A 17,018-nucleotide genomic window follows, 5' to 3' on the forward strand; every position below is an offset into this window, starting at 1 on the left:
ATACATATCCAAATGTGGGAGGGAGCAAGCCCCCTCCCACATTGGACCGCGTTTATTCTGTGACGAACTTGTCGGTCACATACGCCGAATAGTCCGGCAACACCGCCTCCACCTTGCCCTGCTCCTTCAAGAACTTCGCGGTCTCCCCAATCGCCTTCGCCGTGCCGCCCTTAAGCAGCGCCTCGGTTTGCTGCGCTTGTGCATCCGGAAACGTCGTACCGGCCAATAACTCTGGAATATCGTCGGCGTTGGAGCCTGTCAATTTAGCGATTTTCTGCACCGGCTCCGAATCCACCGTCCAGCTGTCTTTATGGGCGGCATAGTCAGCGAAGGCGTCCAGGGTGACCTTGGCAAACTTGGCCACTACGTCAGGATGTTTTTCCGCGAAATCCTTGCGCGCTACCCACACTTCAAACGTCGGTGCACCCCACTGGCCCACCTGCGCCGCATCTGTCAGGGTTTTGCCGGTCTTGCGGATTTCGCCCAAAGCCGGTGACCACACGAAGGCACCGTCGATATCGCCGCGTTTCCAGGCGGCGGCGATCTCGGCCGGTTGCAGGTTAACCACCTTGACCTGCTGGGTGTTCAGCCCCCAATGCTTGAGCGCGCCGAGCAGGCTGTAATGGGAGGTTGAGACGAATGGCGTGGCGATGGTTTTGCCGATCAGGTCTTCGGGCTTGTCGATGCCACTGCCGTTACGCACCACCAAGGCTTCAGAAGCGTTGATCTGTGCCGATACGATAAACGCCACGATCGGTAGATTGCGCGAAGCCGCCGCTGCGAGCGGGCTGGAGCCGAGGTTGCCGATTTGTACATCACCCGAAGCAATCGCCGTGACCACCTCTGGCCCGCTGTTGAACCGGCGCCAGGCAATTTTCTCGCCAATGGTTTTTTCGTACAGACCGTCGGCCTGGGGGACTTTGCTGGGGTCGATGCCGGTTTGATAGCCGACGGTTAGATCGGCCGCATTGACACCAAAAGAAAGTATTAGCGATACAAAAACTGTAACAAATTGACGGGAGGATGTGCGTTTGGCCATGATGGCGTCGCCTTTTTGATCGTGAGTGACGTATGTAACCTTGCGGGCACACTAAACGATCTAAAAAAGCACTGGTAAATACCCTTTAGGAATTAGCTTATGGAGCGTGCGTCTATGCTGAGCAGCCCGCTGCATGGAAAGTCTTATTCCTGGATCGTATGAAAAAGAATGAAATAATTCTTTTTGGGTGTATGAAAAACTCATTACCCTGCAGGGACCAAATCAACTGCGATTAGACGAAGGTAGTAGACACACAAGGTTACGATTGACTTGGTAGTCACTATCTGGCGCTAATCGCGCATCTGTGGATCCAGGGCGTCAGACCCGGGACCAAAGAAATACAAAAATTAGAAATGAGAGGAGCGGTACATGAATAAGTCCACCTTGGCATTGGCTGTAGCCCTGGGCGCGGTTGCCCAGCAAGCAGGCGCTGCTGGTTTCATCGAAGACAGCAAGGCCACACTGGGCCTGCGTAACTTCTACATCAACACGGATAACCGTGAAGGTACCGCCAACCCGAGCAAGAACGAAGAATGGGGCCAAGGCTTCGATCTGCGCTTCATCTCCGGTTACACCCAAGGCACCGTTGGCTTCGGTCTCGACGCTATCGGCCTGTTGGGTGTTCGCCTGGATTCCGGCGGCGGCACCAATGGCGCGACTGCCAGCTCCTACGGTGGCACCATCTTCCCGAGCAAGTCCAATGGCGAAGCCGTTGATAACTATTCGAGCCTGGGCCTGACCGCCAAAGCCAAGATCTCCCAGACCGAACTGAAGCTGGGTACCTTGCAGCCTAAGCTGCCGGTCATCGTCACCAACGATGGTCGTATGCTGCCGCAGACCTTCCAGGGCGGCCAGATCACTTCCAGCGACATCAAGGACCTGACCCTGGTTGCCGGCCAGATCGAAAAAGCCAAGGGTCGTAACTCCAGCAACAACGAAAGCCTGTCCATCTCCGGCGCCAACAGCCGCGGTGTGAACTGGCGTTCGAGCAACAAGTTCTACTACGCCGGTGGCGACTACAAGATCACCAAGGATCTGACCGCCCAGTACTACTACGGCAACCTGGAAGATTTTTACAAGCAGCACTTCCTGGGCCTGACCCACAACTGGGCCATCGGTCCTGGCGTGCTGAAGTCTGACCTGCGCTACTTCAACAGCTCCGACGACGGTAACAATGGCAACCAGTCTGCCTACTTCTCGTCCGGTAACTACGGCGGCGTCAACTCCGGCCGTGGCAAGGTGGATAACAACCTGTACAGCGGCCTGTTCCTGTACTCCGTTGCCGGTCACACCTTCGGTGGCGGTTACCAGGTCAGCAACGGCAGCAGCGACTTCCCTTGGTTGAACCAGGGTGACGGCTCGTCGGCTTACATCACCACCGACATGCAGATCCAGAAGTTCGCCCGTGCCGGCGAGCGCACCTGGCAAGCTCGCTACTCCTACGATTTCGCCAAGGTTGGCGTACCTGGCCTGACCGCTGGCGTCGTGTACCTCAAGGGCGATCATATCGACACCGTTGCCAGCAACCGTGCCGAGTTCACCGGTCAGTCCGAGTGGGAACGTGACATCACTGTTGCCTACGTCGTACCGGAAGGTCCGCTGAAAAACGTCGGCGTGGCGTGGAAAAATGCTATGTGGCGCAGCGATATCGCCAGCGCGCGTAACCAGGACGAAAACCGTGTAATCGTCAGCTACTCGATCCCGCTGTTGTAAGACCGTAAAACCTTGCCCGGCGCGATGCCGGGCAAGGTGTCTTGCTTTTCAAGTCGGGCTCAACCCCCGCAAGCCCTTCCTGAACCCTCTTTTTACAGCGTCTCAAGGCCTTCTCGAACCTTGGAAGCAATGGTGCTCCTCGCCCGTTGACGCGTCCAATGAACACATTTTTAATATTCCTTTATCGTCTAGATAAATCGATATTTATTCTTTTTAAATAATTCAAGATCCATGCACAGTGGGCTCCATAAGCACTCACCAGGAGCCACACCATGAGCCTAAGACTGGGCGACATCGCCCCCGACTTCGAACAGGATTCCAGCGCCGGCAAGATTCGTTTCCATGAATGGCTGGGAGATAGCTGGGGTGTGTTGTTTTCCCACCCGGCGGACTTCACGCCGGTGTGCACCACCGAGTTGGGTTTTACCGCCAAGCTCAAGGACGAATTCGCACAGCGTGGCGTCAAGGCCATCGCCCTGTCGGTAGACCCGGTGGACTCGCACCACAAGTGGATCGAAGACATCAACGAAACCCAGAACACAATCGTCAACTTCCCGATCCTGGCCGACGCCGACCGCAAGGTCTCGGACCTCTACGACCTGATCCACCCGAACGCCAGTGACACCCTTACCGTGCGCTCCTTGTTCGTGATCGACCCGAACAAGAAGATCCGCCTGACCATCACCTACCCGGCCAGCACCGGGCGCAACTTTCATGAAATCCTGCGGGTAATCGACTCGCTGCAACTGACCGACAACCACAAGGTTGCCACCCCGGCCAACTGGCAGGATGGGGATGAAGTAGTGATCGTGCCGTCGCTTAAGGATGAGGAAGAGATCAAGAAACGCTTTCCGAAGGGTTACCGCGCCGTGAAGCCTTACTTGCGCCTCACTCCACAACCCAATCGTTAACACAGGTCAAATGTGATACAGGACCAGTGTGGGAGGGGGCTTGCTCCCGATAGCGGTGGATCAGTCACCGAATGCATTGACTGGCACTCCGTCATCGGGAGCAAGCCCCCTCCCACGTGTTTAAGCGCATTTTCAACGCTCACAATGCAGGGGTTTTCAGGCCGTTTCCACGGCCTTTTTTTTCGCCTGGCGATTGATAAACCGCTTATGTGTTTATGGAATAAACAAATGAATAAATAAGATTTATAGATATATAAATCTGCTGTTAAGGTCTGTTCCATCTTGGCGCCATCGCCACACAGCGAACCGCCGACACTTGCCCAAGGAATTCCCTACATGCTGGTCGTAACACTTGGAGGCAGTCCCAGCCAGCGTTCGCGCTCCGGGGTGTTGCTGGATAAAACCCGTCAATGGCTGCAACAGCAGGGCGTGGAAGTGGTGAGTTACCAAATACGGGACTTCCCGGCAGAAGATTTACTGCACGCCCGGTTCGACAGCCCCAAGGTCATCGACCTGCTGCAGCAAGTTGCCAATGCCGACGGCCTGGTGATTGCCACGCCGGTGTACAAGGCGTCGTTTTCCGGCGCGTTGAAAACCGTGTTGGACCTGCTGCCCGAACGCGCCCTGGCGCATAAGGTGGTACTGCCAATAGCAACCGGCGGCAGCATCGCCCACATGCTGGCAGTGGACTACGCCTTGAAGCCGGTGTTGTCAGCCCTCAAAGCCCAGGAATTGCTTCACGGCATTTTTGCCGAAGACAGCCAGATCGCGTATGGCGAAGGCAGCGCCCAGGCGCAACTGGTGCCGGTGCTCGAACAGCGTTTGCACGAGGCTCTGGAGCAGCTCTACAGCGCCATGGCTCGGCGCCCGAAACCGCTGGACCCTGATGTGTTGAATGAACGTTTGTTGAGTGCTCGCTGGAGCATCTGAGCCTTACCCGGATATCGAGAAACACTCACCTTACTCAGCCGCCAACGGCCAAGCAGGTGCAGCCAAAACCCTAATCGCAAATGTGGAGAGCGCCATGCGCACTGTCATCTTGCGTCGTGGTCTGGTCGCACTGTTTGCTGCGGCTGTGTCCTTCGGCGCCATTGTTCAAGCCCAAGCCGCCGAGACCCTGCGGATCGGTTATCAGAAATACGGCACCCTGGTGCTGCTCAAAGCCAAGGGCACCCTGGAAAAACGCCTGGCCGCCCAAGGCGTGCAGGTGCAGTGGACCGAGTTCCCCGGCGGCCCCCAGTTGCTCGAGGGCTTGAACGTCGGCTCTATCGACTTCGGCGTCACCGGTGAAACCCCACCGGTCTTCGCCCAGGCTGCCGGCGCCGACCTGCTCTATGTCGCCTACGAACCGCCCGCGCCTACCAGTGAAGCGATCCTGGTGCCCAAAGACTCGCCGATCAAATCGGTGGCTGAGCTCAAAGGCAAGAAGGTGGTGCTCAACAAAGGCTCCAACGTGCACTACCTGCTGGTGCGTGCCCTGGAAGATGCCGGCCTCAAATACACCGACGTGACGACGGTGTTTCTGCCGCCCGCCGATGCCCGTGCCGCGTTCGAGCGCGGCAGCGTGGACGCTTGGGTGATCTGGGACCCGTACCAGGCCGCCGCCGAGAAACAACTGCAAGCCCGCACCCTGCGTGACGGTACCGGCATTGCCGACAACCATCAGTTCTACCTGGCCACCAAGCCCTACGCCGAAAAGCATCCGCAAGTGATCGAAGCATTGGTGGACGAAGTGCGCGCCGCGGGCGAATGGGCCAAGGCCAATCCTGAACAAGTCACCGCACAGGTCGCGCCGCTGCTGGGGCTGCCCGCTGATGTCACCCTCACCTCCATGAAGCGCCAAGGCTTCGGCGCGCTATTCCTGACGCCAGAGGTGGTCGCAGCCCAGCAGAAAATCGCCGACAGCTTCTACCAACTCAAATTGATCCCCAAGCCCTTGAGCATCAAGGACGTGATCTGGACGCCACCCGCCGCTGTTGCCAAAGCGCCGTAACCCGACTTCTTCAGGAGACAACTCCATGAGCCTCAATATTTTCTGGTTCCTGCCTACCCACGGCGACGGCCATTACCTTGGCACCGCCGAAGGCGCTCGCGCCGTCGATCACGGTTACCTGCAACAAGTGGCCCAGGCCGCTGACCGGCTGGGTTTTGGTGGGGTGTTGATCCCTACCGGCCGCTCCTGCGAAGACTCGTGGCTGGTGGCCGCCTCGCTGATTCCAGTGACCCAGCGTCTGAAATTCCTTGTCGCGCTGCGCCCCGGGATCATTTCCCCGACGGTGGCCGCACGCCAGGCCGCAACCCTGGACCGCCTGTCCGGTGGCCGTGCGTTGTTCAACCTGGTGACCGGCGGTGACCCCGAAGAGCTGGCCGGCGACGGCCTGTTTCTCAGTCATGAAGAGCGCTACCAGGCCTCCGTGGAATTCACCCGCATCTGGCGCCGCGTGCTGGAAGGCGAAACCGTGGATTACGACGGCCAGCACATCAGCGTCAAAGGCGCCAAGTTGCTCTACCCACCGATCCAGCAACCGCGCCCGCCGCTGTACTTCGGTGGTTCCTCCGAAGCCGCCCAGGATCTGGCAGCCGAACAGGTGGAAATGGTCCTGACCTGGGGCGAGCCGCCGGCTGCGGTCGCGGAAAAAATTGCACAGGTTCGCGCCAAGGCCGAGAAACTCGGGCGTACCCTGCGCTTTGGCATTCGCCTGCATGTGATCGTGCGCGAGACCAACGAAGAGGCATGGAAAGCCGCCGACAAATTGATCTCCCATCTGGACGACGACACCATCGCGCGTGCCCAGGCGTCCCTGGCGCGCTTCGATTCGGTCGGCCAGCAGCGCATGGCAGCCTTGCACGGCGGTAGCCGTGACAACCTGGAAGTCAGCCCTAACCTGTGGGCCGGCGTCGGCCTGGTGCGCGGCGGTGCAGGGACTGCGCTGGTCGGCGATGGGCCAACGGTTGCGGCGCGGGTCAAGGAATACGCGGACCTGGGTATCGACACCTTTATCTTCTCCGGTTATCCGCACCTGGAAGAGTCGTATCGGGTCGCTGAGCTGCTGTTCCCGCACCTGGATATCGAGCGTCCCGAGCTGCCGAAAAGCGCCGGTTACGTCAGCCCGTTTGGCGAGATGGTCGCCAACGACATCCTTCCCAAAGCTGCGTCACAGAGTTGAGGCGCCGTTATGGACGTTGAAAAATTCAGCCATCGCGTGGCGCCATGGGTGCTGCCGATCTTGTTACTGGCGGTGTGGCAGTTGTCGGTGTCGGCGGGTTGGTTGTCGACGCGTATTCTGCCGGCGCCGAGTGCGGTGATTGCAGCCGGGGTCAACTTGGTGGTCAGCGGCGAAATCTGGACGCACCTGGCCATCAGCGGCTGGCGTGCCGGCCTGGGTTTTGTGATCGGTGGCAGCATCGGTTTGGCCCTGGGCTTTATCACCGGCTTGTCGAAGTGGGGCGAGCGTCTGCTGGACAGCTCGGTGCAGATGATCCGCAACGTGCCGCATCTGGCGCTGATTCCGCTGGTGATCCTGTGGTTCGGCATTGACGAGACCGCAAAGATTTTTCTGGTGGCCTTGGGCACGTTGTTCCCGATTTACCTGAACACCTACCACGGCATCCGCAATGTCGACCCGGCGCTGGTGGAAATGTCGCGCAGCTACGGCTTGTCCGGGTTCAACCTGTTCTGGCAAGTGATCCTGCCGGGCGCGCTGCCGTCGATCCTGGTGGGCGTGAGGTTCGCCCTGGGCTTTATGTGGCTGACGCTGATCGTGGCGGAAACCATCTCGGCCAGCTCCGGCATCGGCTACCTGGCGATGAATGCCCGTGAGTTTCTGCAAACCGACGTGGTGGTATTGGCCATCGTCATGTACGCCATCCTCGGCAAACTGGCCGACCTGGCCGCCCGTGGGCTGGAGCGTGTGTGGCTGCGCTGGCACCCGGCCTATCAAGTGAATAAAGGAGGTGCGGCATGACCGCTCAACAACCTCCACGCCTGTTGAAGGGCATCCCACTGGCGGTGCGCAAGTTGCGCAAGGCCTTTGGTGCGCGGGAAGTGCTCAAGGAAATCGACCTGCACATTCCGGCGGGGCAGTTCGTGGCTGTGGTCGGTCGCAGTGGTTGCGGTAAAAGTACCTTGCTGCGCCTGCTGGCCGGTCTGGACAAAGCCAGCGGCGGCGAGCTGCTGGCCGGCTCCGCGCCGCTGCACGAGGCAATTGAAGACACGCGATTGATGTTTCAGGAAGCGCGTTTGCTGCCCTGGAAAAAGATCATCGACAATGTTGGCCTCGGTCTCACGGGCAATTGGCGCCCTCGCGCGCTGGAAGCCCTGGAAGCGGTCGGCCTGGCTGAGCGCGCCAATGAATGGCCGGCGGCATTGTCCGGTGGCCAGAAGCAGCGCGTGGCGCTGGCCCGTGCGTTGATCCACCAGCCGCGCCTGTTGTTGCTCGACGAGCCGCTGGGGGCTCTGGATGCCCTGACCCGCATCGAGATGCAGCAACTGATCGAAAACCTCTGGCGCAAGCATGGCTTCACCGTGTTGCTGGTGACCCATGACGTCAGCGAAGCGGTGGCGATTGCCGATCGGGTGATTCTGATTGAGGACGGCGCCATCGGCCTCGACCTGAACATCGACCTGCCACGTCCGCGCGCCCGTGGCTCACATCGCCTGGCTGCGCTGGAAGCCGAAGTACTCAACCGTGTGCTGTCGCTGCCCGGCTCACCGCCGGAACCCGAACCTGTTTCACCGTTGCCGACGCAATTGCGTTGGGCGCAATAACTCACTTGTCCTTAGAAGGAACAACACCATGACTATCAAAGCCATCAACGTGCGTAACCAGTTCAAAGGCACCATCAAGGAAATCGTGGTCGGTGACGTGCTGTCTGAAATCGATGTACAGACGGCGTCGGGCATTGTCACTTCGGTGATCACCACTCGCTCGGTCAAGGAGCTGGAGTTGGTGATTGGCAGTGAGGTGATCGCCTTTGTGAAATCTACTGAGGTGTCGATTGCAAAGTTGTGAGGTACGTCGTTCTTGAGGCCGCCTTCGCGAGCAAGCCCGCTCCCACATTTAGAATGTGTTCACAAATCAAAATGTGGGAGCGGGCTTGCTCGCGAAGAGGCCTGCCCAGTCACCACAAGACTTATCGCTTGGGCAGGTAGGCAGGCAAATAAAGCCCCACATAGGCATCAAACACCCGCATCCCTTCCTCCGCCATACGCGGGGTAATCAGCCCATGTTGATGCACTGAACGCGCATACACGCGGTCGCTCAGCTCCAGTGCCAGGGCAAATACATCCACATCCTTGGGCAAGCTCGGCACTTCGAAGTGGCGGTTGAACACTTCCAGCATCAAGTCCCCCAGCTCCAGATCATGCTGACGATCCGCCTGGGTGACTTCGGTCAGCCCGTGCTGGGCCAGGATCAACTGGCGTGCAGCGGCGTCCTGATCGTAAACGCTGAGCATGCGCTGTTCGACGATGCAGGACAGGTCGCGCCAATGCTTGAGTGACTCGTGCTCGATGGGCGCCTGGATGGCGGCGCGGAAGGCTGCGTGAACGTCAGCGGTCAACGCCTCCAGCAACGCCGGCACACTGGCGAAGAAGTGATACACCGACGACGGCGGAATCTGCGCCCGCTCGGCCACGCTGTAGATCGACAAACTGGCCACGCCTTCGGCGGCCAGCAAGGTGCGGGCGGCGTCGAGGATCGCGTCGATCCGAGCCTGGCTGCGGGCGCGAGGTTTGCGAGGGGCGGCGGGGCGGGTGGGCATGGAAGTCTCCTACAAGGCAGCGGGCATTGTATGAGCAGGGAGGTGTGTTGTCTGCCAGGCCGCCATCGGGAGCAAGCCCCCTCCCACATTTGGATCTGTGAATACATTCAAAATGTGGGAGGGGGCTTGCTCCCGATGAGGCCAACTCGGTCCCCCAAAAGCAACCCATAAAAAAACGCCACTGACCAAAGCCAGCGGCGTTCCTTCAGCAGCTGCAACCGCTTACACGGTATGCAGGTACCAGTTGTACTCAAGGTCGGAGATGGAGTGTTCGAACTCTTCCAGCTCACTTTCCTTACAGGCGACGAAGATATCGATGTATTTAGGATCGATGTACTTGGCCATCACCTCGCTGTCGTCCAACTCACGCAGGGCATCGCGCAGGTTGTTCGGCAGGCTTTGCTCGTTCTGCTCGTAGCTGTTGCCTTCCACCGGCGCGCCTGGCTCGATCTTGTTGGTCAGGCCGTGGTGCACACCTGCCAGGACCGAGGCCATCAGCAGGTAAGGGTTGGCATCGGCACCGGCCACACGGTGTTCGATACGTACCGCATCGGATGAGCCGGTGGGTACGCGAATCGCTACAGTGCGGTTATCCAGGCCCCAGCACGGCGAGTTCGGCACGTAGAACTGTGCGCCGAAACGACGGTAGGAGTTCACGTTAGGGCACAGGAACGCCATTTGAGCGGGTAGGGTCTCGAGCACACCGCCGATCGCGTGACGCAATGCGGCGTTCTGCTCGGGATCCTCGCTGGCAAAGATGTTCTTGCCGTCTTTGTCCAGGATCGAAATGTGTACGTGCAAACCGTTGCCTGCCTGGCCTGGGTAAGGCTTGGCCATGAAGGTGGTGTCCATCTCATGGTCGTAGGCGATGTTCTTGATCAGGCGCTTGAGCAGTACCGCGTAATCGCAGGCCTTGATCGGGTCGGCGACGTGGTGCAGGTTCACTTCGAACTGCGCCGGGGCGCTTTCCTTGACGATGGCGTCGGCCGGAATGCCTTGCTCCTTGGCACCTTCCAGGATGTCCTGGAGGCAGTCGACGTATTCGTCGAGGTCGTCGATCAGGTAGACCTGTGTCGAGTGCGGGCGTTTGCCGGAGATCGGCGAGCGGGGCGGTTGCGGGCGGCCGTTCACGTTCTCCTGATCGATCAGGTAGAACTCAAGCTCGAAGGCAGCGCAGATGGTCAGGCCGAGGTCGTCAAATTTGCTTACAACTTGGCGGAGCACTTCGCGCGGATCGGCGAAGAAAGGTTCACCTTCAAGTTCGTGCATGGTCATCAGCAGTTGCGCGGTAGGGCGCTTTTGCCAGGGTTCATTGCACAGGGTGTCGGGGATTGGATAACAGATTCGGTCAGCATCACCGATGTCCAGGCCCAGGCCGGTGCTTTCCACCGTCGAGCCGTTGATATCCAGGGCAAATAAAGAGGCAGGCAGGTTAATGCCCTTCTCGTAAACCTTGTGGAGGCTGGTGCGTTCGATGCGCTTACCGCGCACCACACCATTCATATCCGCAATTAGAAGGTCTACGTACAGAACCTCAGGATGATCCTTAAGGAACGCGTTCGCTTCGTTAAGCTGAACGGCACGCGGGGGTACCGACATGATGCAACACCTTTGTTGTTAAAAATATCAATCATTGATCTTTTCTGGTTTCAGTCAACCCGAACGGCATGCCGAAGTCAAGCGAGGGCTTTTTTGCCCTAAAAAAGCGCCGCGAAGGCTTTTTTGCGGTGTTTTGGGGCGGTTTTCTGAGTTTGCTGTGCATGGGACTCGCAGTCTTGAGCGGGCCGTGTAGGATTTTTTACGGGGGTGTTGTGTAAAAAAATGAACAAGGCTAAGCTCGATTCAAACCCATAACAGCAATAATACCGGGGTGCTTCATGTTTCTCCTGCCGCCACTTGGCGTCTTGGCCTGCTTCAGACGGGCTTTTTCATCCGTTCTTGCGTCCTGCGTGAACGCCTGCGCCCCGGCCAATATTCTTGACGCCCAGGCCGACCTCTTCTTTGCACAATCACTGCCCTCCAAATTGCCTCTCAATGGCTGGCGCCTGCGGGGCTGCTCATGATTCTGCACAAGTTTGGCGTGAGGAATACAACCCTTGGGCAAATGGCAGGTAAGCTCCTACCCTGAATGAAAAACGACGCGGATGCTGCGTCAACCAACGCCTGGCCTTTTAATGGATGCCAGGAAACCCAGCCCAGAGGCATTTATGAGTAACAACCTCGACCAGCTCACCGATTGGTTGAAAGACCACAAGATCACAGAAGTCGAATGCATGATTGGCGACCTCACCGGTATCACCCGTGGCAAGATCTCGCCGACCAACAAGTTCATCGCCGAAAAAGGCATGCGCCTGCCCGAGAGCGTTCTATTGCAGACCGTGACCGGCGACTATGTCGAAGACGACATCTATTACGAATTGCTCGACCCGGCCGACATCGACATGATCTGCCGCCCCGACCAGAACGCGGTATTCCTGGTGCCGTGGGCCATCGAACCGACCGCTCAGGTAATCCACGACACCTACGACAAGCAAGGCAACCCGATCGAGCTGTCGCCGCGCAACGTGCTCAAGAAAGTCCTCAAGCTCTACGCCGACAGAGGCTGGCAGCCCATCGTGGCGCCGGAGATGGAGTTCTACCTGACCAAGCGCTGCGAAGACCCGGACTTCCCATTGCAACCGCCGATTGGCCGTTCCGGCCGCCCGGAAACCGGTCGCCAATCCTTCTCTATAGAAGCGGCCAACGAATTCGACCCATTGTTCGAAGACGTCTACGACTGGTGCGAACTGCAGGAACTGGACCTCGACACCCTGATCCACGAGGACGGCACGGCGCAGATGGAAATCAACTTCCGTCATGGCGATGCCTTGTCCCTGGCCGACCAGATCCTGGTGTTCAAGCGCACCATGCGTGAAGCCGCGCTCAAGCACAACGTGGCCGCCACCTTCATGGCCAAGCCGATGACCGGCGAGCCCGGCAGCGCGATGCACCTGCACCAGAGCATCATCGACATCGCCACCGGCAAAAACGTCTTCTCCAATGAAGACGGGACCATGAGCCAGTTGTTCCTCAACCACATTGGCGGCCTGCAGAAATTCATCCCCGAATTGCTGCCGCTGTTTGCGCCTAACGTGAACTCCTTCCGCCGCTTCCTGCCCGACACCTCGGCGCCGGTAAACGTGGAGTGGGGCGAAGAAAACCGCACCGTCGGCCTGCGCGTACCGGATGCCGGCCCGCAGAACCGCCGCGTGGAAAACCGCCTGCCGGGCGCCGATGCCAACCCGTACCTGGCAATTGCCGCCAGCCTGCTGTGTGGCTACATCGGCATGGTCGAGGGCCATACCCCGAGCGCGCCGGTGGTGGGCCGCGGCTACGAGCGCCGCAACCTGCGCCTGCCGTTGACCATCGAGGACGCCCTGGAGCGCATGGAAAACAGCAAGACCATCGAGAAATACCTGGGGCAAAAATTCATCACAGGCTACGTCGCGGTCAAGCGGGCCGAGCATGAAAACTTCAAGCGCGTGATCAGTTCGTGGGAGCGGGAATTCCTGCTCTTCGCCGTCTGATGCGCCGGGCGCGTCGTAGGAAAGGCGCGCCCTCACCTGAAAAGTCTAGGAGATTGGTATGTCCAGCAACAACCCGCAAACCCGTGAATGGCAAGCCTTGAGCAATGATCACCACCTGGCGCCGTTCAGCGACTTCAAGCAATTGAAAGAGAAAGGCCCTCGGATCATCACCAAAGCCCACGGCGTTTACCTGTGGGACAGCGAAGGCAACAAGATCCTCGACGGCATGGCCGGCCTGTGGTGCGTGGCGATCGGTTACGGTCGCGATGAACTGGCAGACGCCGCCGCCAAGCAGATGAAAGAACTGCCGTACTACAACCTGTTCTTCCAGACCGCGCACCCGCCGGTGCTGGAATTGGCCAAGGCGATTTCCGATATCGCACCGGCCGGCATGAACCATGTGTTCTTCACCGGTTCCGGCTCCGAAGGCAACGACACCATGCTGCGTATGGTGCGCCACTACTGGGCGATCAAGGGCCAGCCGAACAAGAAAACCATCATTGCCCGCAAGAATGGCTACCACGGTTCTACCGTGGCCGGCGCCAGCCTGGGTGGCATGACCTATATGCACGAGCAGGGCGACTTGCCGATTCCGGGCATCACCCACATCGCCCAGCCGTACTGGTTTGGCGAAGGCGGCGACATGAGCCCCGAGGAATTCGGCGTGTGGGCGGCCAACCAGTTGGAAGAGAAGATCCTCGAACTGGGCGTGGACAACGTCGGTGCCTTTATTGCCGAACCGATCCAGGGTGCCGGTGGCGTGATCGTACCGCCCGCCACCTACTGGCCGCGCATCAAGGAAATCCTCGCCAAGTACGACATCCTGTTTGTTGCCGACGAAGTGATCTGCGGCTTTGGCCGTACCGGTGAGTGGTTCGGTAGTGATTTCTACGACCTCAAGCCGCACATGATGACCATCGCCAAGGGCCTGACCTCGGGCTACATCCCCATGGGTGGCCTGATCGTACGTGACGAAGTGGTCGACGTGCTGAATGAAGGGGGCGATTTCAACCATGGCTTTACCTACTCCGGTCACCCGGTAGCCGCGGCTGTGGCCCTGGAAAACATCCGCATCCTGCGCGATGAAAAAATCGTTAACCGCGTTCACGATGAAACGGCACCGTATTTGCAGAAACGCCTGAGGGAACTGGGCGATCACCCGCTGGTGGGCGAAGTGCGCGGCGTGGGCATGCTCGGTGCGATCGAGCTGGTCCAGGACAAGGCCACGCGCAAGCGTTATGAAGGCAAAGGCGTAGGCATGATTTGCCGAACCTTCTGCTTCGAGAATGGCCTGATCATGCGCGCCGTGGGCGACACCATGATCATTTCGCCGCCACTGGTGATCAGTAAGGCTGAGATTGACGAGTTGGTCAGCAAGGCTCGCCAGTGCCTGGACATGACTTTGGCGGCATTGCAGGGCTAAGTGCTAGGCTCAGTGCGCAGCGGCTTCGGGCGCTGCGTCTGAGCAAGTAAATGAGACACCGATAAATAGAGTGCTTTGGTTGAAAGCCGGCACTAGAACTTGCCAGACTGTCGCCCTGTTTTGTTGCCCTTCGGTTGGGCCGTAGAACATACAAAGCTTGTGGCCCAAAAAAGAAAAAATTGGAGCATCACCAAATGAAGGCATTAGGTTTGAAGAACGCTGGCAAGACCCTCCTCGCCTTGTCCCTGATGGGCGCAATGGCGGGCGCGGCCCAGGCAGACAATAAAGTGCTGCACGTCTACAACTGGTCCGACTACATTGCACCGGACACCATCGCCAACTTTGAAAAAGAGTCGGGCATTAAAGTGGTGTACGACGTTTTTGACAGCAACGAGACCCTGGAAGCCAAGTTGCTGGCAGGCAAGTCCGGTTACGACATCGTCGTGCCGTCGAACAGCTTCCTTGCCAAGCAGATCAAGGCCGGTGTCTACCAGGAGCTGGACAAGTCCAAGCTGCCCAATTACGCCAACCTGAACAAATCCCTGCTCAAAGCCGTGGCGGTCAGCGACCCGGACAACAAGCACGCCTTCCCGTACATGTGGGGCTCGATGGGCATCGGCTACAACCCGGAGAAGGTCAAGGCCGCACTGGGCGTGGACAAGATCGATTCATGGGATGTGCTGATGAAGCCGGAAAACATCGCCAAGCTGAAAAGCTGCGGTGTGAGCTTCCTCGACTCGCCGACCGAAATGTTGCCAGTGGCGCTGCACTACCTGGGCCTGCCGACCGACACCCAGAAGAAGGCTGATCTGAAACAGGCCGAAGACCTGTTCATGAAAATCCGACCTTCGATCGGCTACTTCCACTCGTCCAAGTACATTTCTGACCTGGCTAACGGCAACATCTGCGTGGCTGTAGGTTACTCGGGTGATATTGAACAGGCCAAAACCCGCGCGGCTGAAGCCGGTGGCAAGGTCAAGATCGCCTACGACATTCCGAAAGAAGGCGCTGGCAGCTTCTTCGACATGGTCGCCATCCCTAAGGATGCCGAAAACGTCGAGGCCGCCTACGCGTTCATGAACTACCTGCTCAAGCCGGAAGTCATGGCCGCGATCACCAACAGTGTGCGTTTCCCGAACGGCAACGAGAAAGCCACCCCACTGGTTGATAAAGACATCACCAGCGACCCGGGCATCTACCCATCAGCGGACGTGCAGGCCAAGCTTTACGCCATCGCTGACATGCCGGCTGCGACCCAGCGTGAAATGACACGCAGTTGGACCAAGATCAAGTCGGGTAAATAATCCTTGAACCTGTGGGAGGGCTTGCCCCCTCCTACAAATTAAATGACAGAAAGTTTTGCCGGATCGGTTTATCGAGGGTAAGTTGCGCGCCGGTTTTGTTGTCGGGCAACAACTTTAAGGCCCAACTATTTAAGAGGACCTCCACTTGCCAATTTCTTTATTTCGCAAAGCCATGCTGGTGGGTGCAGGTATCACGCTGGCTGCCAGCGTGCAGGCCGCACCGACGGTGCATATTTATAACTGGTCGGACTACATCGGCCCCGACACCCTGGTCAACTTCGAAAAGGCCAGTGGCATCAAGCCCGTGTATGACGTGTTTGATTCCAACGAAACCCTGGAAGGCAAATTGCTCGCCGGGCGTACCGGCTACGACGTGGTGGTGCCGTCCAACCATTTCCTCGGCAAGCAGATCAAGGCCGGGGCGTTCCAGAAGCTCGACAAGTCATTGCTGACGAACTATGCCAACCTCGACCCGGTACTGCTCAAGCGCCTGGAAAAGAACGACCCGGGCAACCAGTACGCGGTGCCGTACCTGTGGGGCACTAATGGCATCGGCTACAACGTCGATAAAGTGAAGGAAGTACTGGGCGTCGACCATATCGACTCCTGGGCGGTGTTGTTCGAGCCGGAAAACATGAAGAAGCTTGCCACTTGCGGCGTTTCCTTCATGGACTCCGCGGATGAAATGCTGCCAGCGGTGCTCAACTACATGGGACTGGACCCTAACAGCACCAACCCGGCTGACTACAAGAAGGCCGAGGAAAAACTGCTGAAAGTGCGCCCCTACGTGACCTACTTCCACTCTTCCAAATACATCTCCGACTTGGCCAACGGCAATATCTGCGTGGCGGCCGGCTTCTCCGGCGATGTGTTCCAGGCCAAGGCCCGTGCGGCTGAGGCCGGTAAAGGCGTAAACATCGCCTACGCGATTCCGAAAGAAGGCGGCAACCTGTGGTTTGACGTGTTGGCGATCCCCAAGGATGCCAGCAACGTCAAAGAGGCCCACGCCTTCATCAACTATTTGCTGCAACCTGAGGTGATCGCTCAGGTCAGTGATCAGGTCGGTTATGCCAACCCTAACCCAGGGGCGGACAAGCTGATGGAACAATCGATACGCACTGACGCAGCGGTTTACCCACCGCAGGCGGTTCTCGAGCGGACATTCGTCAACTTCGAGTTACCCCCGAAAGTGCAGCGTTTAATGACCCGTAGCTGGACCAAGGTCAAGACGGGCAAGTAAGGCTCAAACTATCCAAGGCTGGCCCGTATTGGGTGAGCTGCACTCTTTTTTTGGGAGTT

General features: G+C 58.4%; 15 protein-coding genes. 12 read left to right on the forward strand and 3 right to left on the reverse strand.

The genetic code is table 11. From position 1 onward, the window contains the following. Positions 1 to 52 precede the first annotated feature (52 nt). A complete protein-coding gene (gene tauA, locus FRT59_RS12370; protein WP_034116317.1) occupies positions 53 to 1,039 on the reverse strand; it encodes a taurine ABC transporter substrate-binding protein in 987 nt (328 codons plus the stop codon). Between the two features lie 369 nt (positions 1,040 to 1,408). Between tauA and FRT59_RS12375 the strand changes: the two genes are divergently transcribed. From FRT59_RS12375 to FRT59_RS12410, 8 genes are all read left to right on the forward strand, one after another. Next, a complete protein-coding gene (locus FRT59_RS12375) occupies positions 1,409 to 2,752 on the forward strand; it encodes an OprD family porin (RefSeq protein WP_034116316.1) in 1,344 nt (447 codons plus the stop codon). A 272-nt stretch (positions 2,753 to 3,024) separates the two neighbouring features. Next, entirely contained in the window at positions 3,025 to 3,663 is a 639-nt protein-coding gene (locus FRT59_RS12380; RefSeq protein WP_016978988.1) for a peroxiredoxin, read from the forward strand. A 336-nt stretch (positions 3,664 to 3,999) separates the two neighbouring features. Beyond that, positions 4,000 to 4,593 (forward strand): NADPH-dependent FMN reductase, encoded by a 594-nt coding sequence (gene ssuE, locus FRT59_RS12385; RefSeq protein WP_034116315.1) that lies wholly within the window; start codon positions 4,000 to 4,002, stop codon positions 4,591 to 4,593. Positions 4,594 to 4,687: 94 nt separating this feature from the next. Further along, positions 4,688 to 5,656, forward strand: coding sequence for a sulfonate ABC transporter substrate-binding protein (locus FRT59_RS12390; protein ID WP_153871330.1), 969 nt, complete (start codon positions 4,688 to 4,690; stop codon positions 5,654 to 5,656). Between the two features lie 25 nt (positions 5,657 to 5,681). Beyond that, positions 5,682 to 6,830 carry an FMNH2-dependent alkanesulfonate monooxygenase gene (gene ssuD, locus FRT59_RS12395; protein ID WP_034116313.1) on the forward strand — a complete coding sequence of 383 codons (1,149 nt, stop codon included), beginning with the start codon at positions 5,682 to 5,684 and terminating at the stop codon, positions 6,828 to 6,830. A 9-nt stretch (positions 6,831 to 6,839) separates the two neighbouring features. Further along, positions 6,840 to 7,628 carry an aliphatic sulfonate ABC transporter permease SsuC gene (gene ssuC, locus FRT59_RS12400; protein WP_153871331.1) on the forward strand — a complete coding sequence of 263 codons (789 nt, stop codon included), beginning with the start codon at positions 6,840 to 6,842 and terminating at the stop codon, positions 7,626 to 7,628. Next, a complete protein-coding gene (gene ssuB / locus FRT59_RS12405) occupies positions 7,625 to 8,431 on the forward strand; it encodes an aliphatic sulfonates ABC transporter ATP-binding protein (RefSeq protein WP_153837408.1) in 807 nt (268 codons plus the stop codon). The genes ssuC and ssuB overlap by 4 nt, the downstream gene beginning before the upstream one ends. Positions 8,432 to 8,459: 28 nt before the next feature. Next, entirely contained in the window at positions 8,460 to 8,675 is a 216-nt protein-coding gene (locus tag FRT59_RS12410) for a TOBE domain-containing protein (protein ID WP_003176783.1), read from the forward strand. Between the two features lie 121 nt (positions 8,676 to 8,796). Here FRT59_RS12410 and FRT59_RS12415 read toward each other — a convergent pair whose 3' ends face one another. Continuing rightward, the gene (locus tag FRT59_RS12415) at positions 8,797 to 9,426 is read right to left on the reverse strand and encodes a TetR/AcrR family transcriptional regulator (protein ID WP_153871332.1); all 630 of its coding nucleotides are present in this window, start codon (positions 9,424 to 9,426) and stop codon (positions 8,797 to 8,799) included. A gap of 222 nt (positions 9,427 to 9,648) precedes the next feature. Beyond that, positions 9,649 to 11,025 carry a glutamine synthetase family protein gene (locus FRT59_RS12420; protein ID WP_003213894.1) on the reverse strand — a complete coding sequence of 459 codons (1,377 nt, stop codon included), beginning with the start codon at positions 11,023 to 11,025 and terminating at the stop codon, positions 9,649 to 9,651. Between the two features lie 608 nt (positions 11,026 to 11,633). Between FRT59_RS12420 and FRT59_RS12425 the strand changes: the two genes are divergently transcribed. The 4 genes from FRT59_RS12425 (at position 11,634) to FRT59_RS12440 (ending at position 16,959) form a co-directional block, all read left to right on the forward strand. Next, the gene (locus tag FRT59_RS12425) at positions 11,634 to 12,992 is read left to right on the forward strand and encodes a glutamine synthetase family protein (protein ID WP_034116308.1); all 1,359 of its coding nucleotides are present in this window, start codon (positions 11,634 to 11,636) and stop codon (positions 12,990 to 12,992) included. 58 nt (positions 12,993 to 13,050) lie between these two features. Beyond that, entirely contained in the window at positions 13,051 to 14,415 is a 1,365-nt protein-coding gene (locus tag FRT59_RS12430) for an aspartate aminotransferase family protein (RefSeq protein WP_153837410.1), read from the forward strand. A gap of 209 nt (positions 14,416 to 14,624) precedes the next feature. Beyond that, positions 14,625 to 15,719 (forward strand): polyamine ABC transporter substrate-binding protein, encoded by a 1,095-nt coding sequence (locus FRT59_RS12435; RefSeq protein ID WP_034116690.1) that lies wholly within the window; start codon positions 14,625 to 14,627, stop codon positions 15,717 to 15,719. A gap of 145 nt (positions 15,720 to 15,864) precedes the next feature. Further along, positions 15,865 to 16,959, forward strand: coding sequence for a polyamine ABC transporter substrate-binding protein (locus FRT59_RS12440; RefSeq protein WP_034116306.1), 1,095 nt, complete (start codon positions 15,865 to 15,867; stop codon positions 16,957 to 16,959). The last annotated feature ends 59 nt before the right edge of the window (positions 16,960 to 17,018 follow it).

This window comes from Pseudomonas haemolytica, from assembly GCF_009659625.1.
GTDB classification, from domain to species: Bacteria; Pseudomonadota; Gammaproteobacteria; order Pseudomonadales; family Pseudomonadaceae; genus Aquipseudomonas; species Aquipseudomonas haemolytica.

Bases quoted from the DNA above. Each gene is read 5' to 3' on its own strand.
- tauA (WP_034116317.1), bottom strand. From the start codon at position 1,039: ATGGCCAAACGCACATCCTCCCGTCAATTTGTTACAGTTTTTGTATCG.
- FRT59_RS12375 (WP_034116316.1), top strand. From the start codon at position 1,409: ATGAATAAGTCCACCTTGGCATTGGCTGTAGCCCTGGGCGCGGTTGCC.
- FRT59_RS12380 (WP_016978988.1), top strand. From the start codon at position 3,025: ATGAGCCTAAGACTGGGCGACATCGCCCCCGACTTCGAACAGGATTCC.
- ssuE (WP_034116315.1), top strand. From the start codon at position 4,000: ATGCTGGTCGTAACACTTGGAGGCAGTCCCAGCCAGCGTTCGCGCTCC.
- FRT59_RS12390 (WP_153871330.1), top strand. From the start codon at position 4,688: ATGCGCACTGTCATCTTGCGTCGTGGTCTGGTCGCACTGTTTGCTGCG.
- ssuD (WP_034116313.1), top strand. From the start codon at position 5,682: ATGAGCCTCAATATTTTCTGGTTCCTGCCTACCCACGGCGACGGCCAT.
- ssuC (WP_153871331.1), top strand. From the start codon at position 6,840: ATGGACGTTGAAAAATTCAGCCATCGCGTGGCGCCATGGGTGCTGCCG.
- ssuB (WP_153837408.1), top strand. From the start codon at position 7,625: ATGACCGCTCAACAACCTCCACGCCTGTTGAAGGGCATCCCACTGGCG.
- FRT59_RS12410 (WP_003176783.1), top strand. From the start codon at position 8,460: ATGACTATCAAAGCCATCAACGTGCGTAACCAGTTCAAAGGCACCATC.
- FRT59_RS12415 (WP_153871332.1), bottom strand. From the start codon at position 9,426: ATGCCCACCCGCCCCGCCGCCCCTCGCAAACCTCGCGCCCGCAGCCAG.
- FRT59_RS12420 (WP_003213894.1), bottom strand. From the start codon at position 11,025: ATGTCGGTACCCCCGCGTGCCGTTCAGCTTAACGAAGCGAACGCGTTC.
- FRT59_RS12425 (WP_034116308.1), top strand. From the start codon at position 11,634: ATGAGTAACAACCTCGACCAGCTCACCGATTGGTTGAAAGACCACAAG.
- FRT59_RS12430 (WP_153837410.1), top strand. From the start codon at position 13,051: ATGTCCAGCAACAACCCGCAAACCCGTGAATGGCAAGCCTTGAGCAAT.